This window comes from Mycobacterium sp., from assembly GCF_032162105.1.
In the GTDB taxonomy this organism is placed as follows: domain Bacteria; phylum Actinomycetota; class Actinomycetes; order Mycobacteriales; family Mycobacteriaceae; genus Mycobacterium.
Genome location: NZ_JAVRPS010000338.1, coordinates 1 through 4,922 on the forward strand (window position 1 = coordinate 1; position 4,922 = coordinate 4,922).

The following is a 4,922-nucleotide window of genomic DNA, read 5'->3' on the forward strand; positions in this document are numbered from 1 at the left end:
ACAGCCCCCCGACGGCCTGCATCCCCGCAGAGAGACTGCGCGGCGCTGAAAGGCCCGGCGACCAGCGGTCCACCGATGATCTAAACCCCATCAGATCCCGGTCCGTCCAGAACGGTGACGGCCACCATCGAACAGGCCGACGACCGCCTGAAACAGACCGACGATGTTCGTCTGGGGCATCGATGCTCCTACCTCTTGATCACGCCGGTACTGGCAGTCAAGCGTCGGTTCTCATTCAGTGACACTGATGACTACCCTCGACACCGTAACGTATCGTGTTCTCTCAGCAACACCATATATAGCGCGTCAAAGTAGAGTGTCATGGTACCAACGGTAGACGATTGACCTCACCACAGAAGAACGCACCCGCTGACCGGGAGGTAGCCGTATGCAACGTGGCGTTGGGCGAGAACGTCACGGCACACTGACATCGCCGTTCCGACGGCGATGACGAAATCGTGAAGACCGTTCGAGAGGCGGCTCACGCGGTCGCCGATTCCCCCGCTGCCGAGGCTGAAGCGGCTGCCGCTGAAGCTGAGGCGTGTGCGGTTGCGGCGCAGGCCATGGCCCGGGCCATCCACCTTCGCCGGCTCGCTGATTTGGCGACGGGCAGCGACACGGCGGCATCGTCACTGGCAGTGGCCCACATCGATCGTGACGAGACTCCTCAGGCCGGCGGCACCGCGCCCGCCCGAAGTCGCCGTCGCTGGTCGGCACGCCTCAGGCGCCGCCTCGTCGTCTTGGGTGCAGGGGCCATCATCTGTGCACTGCTTGCAGTCAGCGGTTATCTGGCGTGGCTGCACCACGGGGTCACGCAGGAACGTGCCCGTGCCGTTGAGTTCGCGGCGGCCGCGCGGCAGGGTGTGCTCAACATGGTGTCACTGGATTTCACCAGGGCACGAGACGACGTCGGACGCATCCTGGACAGCACGACAGGGGGCTTCAAGGACGATTTCGAGCGGCGCGCCGTCGATTTCACCTCGGTGGTCGAGCAGTCCAAAATCGTCACCACGGGCGCCGTGAACGCCACCGCGGTCGAATCCATGACCGATGACTCCGCAGTCGTGCTGGTATCGACGACGTCAACGGTCACCAACGCCGCCGGAGCCAAGGAGGAGCCCAGGTCCTGGCGACTAATCGTGACTGTGTCGCGCGACGCCGGCCAACTCAAGATGTCGAAAGTCGAGTTCGTCCCATGATCCTGCGTCAGAAGTCGCGCGTGGGACTCCTCTTGCTCACGCTCGTCTTGGCGGCAACTGGGCTCGTCGGAGGCGTGTAACGACGAACCGCACGAGAGTCCTCAGTACGAGAACGCCCTACGCAGGCTGCGAGCGTGCAATTCCGGACCTCACGGGAGACGGCGACATCGGGCGCACTACGACACCCACGCGAGCTCGATCCTTTGCCAGCCGTTCAGCAGTGCCGTCGGGTTGCGCCCCAGCGGAGCGTCGGTCAATTCGAGGCGGTCGAGGTAAGGCAGCAATCGACCGATCGCGGCTCGCACTTCCTGACCGGCCAGGTGAGCACCGAGACAGAAATGTATGCCGTGGCCGAACGAGAGATTCTTGGCGGCCGGGCGGGTGATGAGAAAACGGTCGGGGTCGTCGAAGCGCCGGGGATCTCGGTTGGCGGCGGCCATATGCAGCGCAACGATGGCCCCCTTCGGGATCGTCGTACCCGCAACCTCGGTCTCTTCGGTCGCCTCACGAAACGCGAACTGGATCGGCGCCGTCAGCCGGTTCGCCTCATCGACCGCATTGGGCAGCAATGATGTGTCGTCGAGCAACAGCTTCAGCTGGTCGGGGTTTGACAGCAGTTCGACCACGGTGTTCCCGATGAGGTTCGTCGACGTCTCATTGCCGGCGACCATGATCGTGATCGCCACCATCAAGGTTTCGACATTGCTCAGCGCCTCGTTGTCGATCGCCGCCACCATCGCACTGACCAGATCATTCCTGGGCTCAGTGCGCCGGGCCTCGATCAGCGGCACGAAGTACGTGCTGAACTCCTTGATGGTGCTCAGCATCAACTCGTTGCGTTCGGCGGGACTGCTGAATTCGGCGCCGGCGGCCGCGGCGAACGCGTCCGACCAGCGTTTGGCGCGACCGTACTCGCTTTGATCGATGCCGAGGATGTGGCAGATCATCTCGACCGGTAGCGGGACGGCTAGCCGCTCCACTACATCGAAACTGGGCAGGTCGCCGATGCCGGTCAGACAGCGGTCGACGATGGCGTTGATCGCGGTGGCCATCTCCTTGATCCGCGGAGGCGTGAATCCCCTGCTCACGATTCTCCGCATCCGGGTGTGCTGAGGCGGGTCAGCAGCGGCAATGGTCTTGGCCGAAGCCATCTCGTTCATATCGATTGGAATTCCCGCTGCCAGCGCCATGAGTCGCTCGATGACCTCCGGTTTCATCTCGGCATCCGACGGCGTCGAATCTCCCTCGTAGGGATTGGGGCGCGACGAGAACACATCGGGACTCGACTGCACGGCCTTCACGTCCTCGAATCGCGATATCACCCAGATGTTCGAAGCGCTCCGGTAGACAGGAAATCGCTCCCGCAACTGCGCATAAACCGCAGGCAACTGGTCATGCGGACCGGGCTTGAACGGCTCGAACTCCAGGACACTTCCGTCGGCCGACAATGTCTCTCCTGTTCATTGGCGAACGCAAGCGGGCCTCTCGCACAGCGGACGGCAGCGCCCGCAACAAGGGCATGTGCGTCATAGTAGGACGATATTTGCTTATAAAGCAAGGATCGTTAGAGTTAGACAGCACCTGTTGTGACCAAGCGATGGGCCGCACAGGTCTCGGCGGATCAATCAGGAGATGAGACGGGTGTTCACTGCTCACGTCGTGGAGGTGGCGGTCGCGGTGCCCGACGACACCGGTCGATTCCGCACCGCTGTCGACCACGCTCTGAACTGGTGGAACAGCGCGAGCGCAGAGCGACGCCAGATTGTGCTCATGCCCTCGCGCGGGCAGCACCGTACCGCCGCTGAGGGTTTCGATCATGCGAGCAAGCTGGCTGCGATCGTCGATCGCTACGACGTATTGATCGCGGTCATCGACCCGACGCACCGAAATGCCGTTGAAGCGATAGGCGGCTTGGTGCGCGCAAAGCGCGCCGGCAAGTTGGCGCTCGCCTGGTTCATCGCCGAGTCACCGTCGGACAGCCTCAGTGCGGACGACCAAGCCTGGTTGAGCAGCGTCGCACAGCGGCTGGCGAAGGAGGGAACCGTCCCTCGTTACATTGGTCGCGGAGATTCACTCTTCGAGAGCCGCTTGCAAAGTGCCATTACCGCCGATCTGCACGACACCAGCCTCAGCGCGCTGACAGCACGGTTCGCACGCACCGCGCAGATACGCCAGGTGACGACCTACAGGATGCCCTTGGCACTGCTGGGCCCGCAGATCTGGGCCGTGACAGTGATGAATCACAGCGCCTCTTTAGCCACCGGTCTGACGGTCTCGGTGGACGCGGTCGACTCCGACGGCAACGAGTTACCCGACGCTTGCAGACGCTCGAGGCAGCCGATCGCCGATGTCTTCGCCAAGCTGAGGACTGGCCCGTGGCCGGAAGATCATCGCCCACTGATCGACCCGGGCGCGGAATCACCGGCTCGCGGATCGGTATTCCTGGGCGAGCGGACGGATGTTCTCGCCGCCCACACGGCACTGGACTTCCCGCGCTGGCTCAGACCAAACCAACATGCCTCTGCCCTGTACGAGTTGGAACTCAACGCTTCTCCCCGGGTGCGTATCCGGTTCGAGGACGAGGAGGGAGAGGTGTGGTCCAGAACGAACGGCGCAGAGCCCGAGAGGGTTTCGTCACCGACAGAAAGGCACACGTCGTGTCCTCAGGTTCCGGCAGGCCCAACCTTCCCTCCTACGATGTGACCGGCGACTGGGCAGATCTGTCCGCCGTCCCCGGCGCGGCGTCCTGTTGGGTGCACAACGCCGTCGTCGCCACCGCCGACGGCGAACTCATCGGTTTCCACGCCGGGCAACTCGTCGCGTTCGATACCGAGGGGCGCCTGCTACGGGTGGTCGAGACGGACCTCACCGAAGGTCACGGCATCACCGTCGTCCGCGAGGACGAGGACGAATACCTGTGGGTTTGCGATCCCGGTTTCGTATTCAGTTGCGGCGCCGACGAAGGCGACCCGAACTGGACTCCCCTGTTCGGCAAGGGCGTTCACTGCGAGACGCGGGCACCCCGGGTGGTGAAGATGACCCTCGATGGGCAGATCCGTTCCGAGCTGCCGAACCCGCCTCAGGATCCGGCGATCCCCGCCGGCCCGATGGGGCCCTACTGCCCGTGCGGCTGCGTCGTGGACGAGGAGCGGTTCGGCGGCACGGGCGACATTTGGGTAGCCGACGGATACGGATCTGGCTTGGTTCATCGCTTCGACAGGGACGGAAAACACCTGTCGACACTGACCGGCGAAGAGGGAAGTGGACGACTTCTGTGCCCTCACGCGATCTTCATCGACCGCCGAAACGACAAGGTGCCGGAACTCTACATAGCCGACCGCATCAACGTGCGTGTCCTCGTCTACGACCTGGAGGGCCGGTACCTGCGCACGTTTGGTGAGACCTTCTTGAACAGTCCGAGCGATTTCGCGCAGTGGGGCGACCTGCTGGTGGTCGCGGAGGTCTACGAACGCCTGGCCGTTCTGGATTCCGACGACAGCCTCGTCGGGTTCATCGGCGGCGCCGACCCGGATCTCGGAGCAGCACGAGGGTGGCCGACCCGGCCAGGATGGCCCAATGATCTGGCCGACGACGGGCGTGCGACGCTACCGCATCTCCCCCAGCACGATCGGTTCAACTCGCCACATTCGGTAGCGGCGGACGCCGACGGCAACCTCTATGTCTCCGAATGGTTGCTCGGTGGGCGATACACCAAGCTCACCG

At 63.6% G+C, this 4,922-nt stretch carries 4 protein-coding genes; 3 read left to right on the forward strand and 1 reads right to left on the reverse strand.

Annotation, left to right across the window (positions count from 1 at the left end; all coding sequences use genetic code 11):
• Positions 1-458 precede the first annotated feature (458 nt).
• The gene (locus QOC69_RS17285; protein ID WP_526441709.1) at positions 459-1,199 is read left to right on the forward strand and encodes an Rv1363c family protein; all 741 of its coding nucleotides are present in this window, start codon (positions 459-461) and stop codon (positions 1,197-1,199) included.
• Positions 1,200-1,375: 176 nt separating this feature from the next.
• On the opposite strand, the gene QOC69_RS17290 is transcribed toward QOC69_RS17285, so the two are convergent.
• Entirely contained in the window at positions 1,376-2,647 is a 1,272-nt protein-coding gene (locus QOC69_RS17290; RefSeq protein WP_526441711.1) for a cytochrome P450, read from the reverse strand.
• 229 nt (positions 2,648-2,876) lie between these two features.
• Between QOC69_RS17290 and QOC69_RS17295 the strand changes: the two genes are divergently transcribed.
• Positions 2,877-3,902 carry a hypothetical protein gene (locus QOC69_RS17295; RefSeq protein ID WP_526441713.1) on the forward strand — a complete coding sequence of 342 codons (1,026 nt, stop codon included), beginning with the start codon at positions 2,877-2,879 and terminating at the stop codon, positions 3,900-3,902.
• Positions 3,857-4,922 (forward strand): NHL repeat-containing protein (locus tag QOC69_RS17300; protein ID WP_526441715.1); only part of this gene is annotated, 1,066 nt, incomplete at its 3' end. The genes QOC69_RS17295 and QOC69_RS17300, both read left to right, overlap by 46 nt.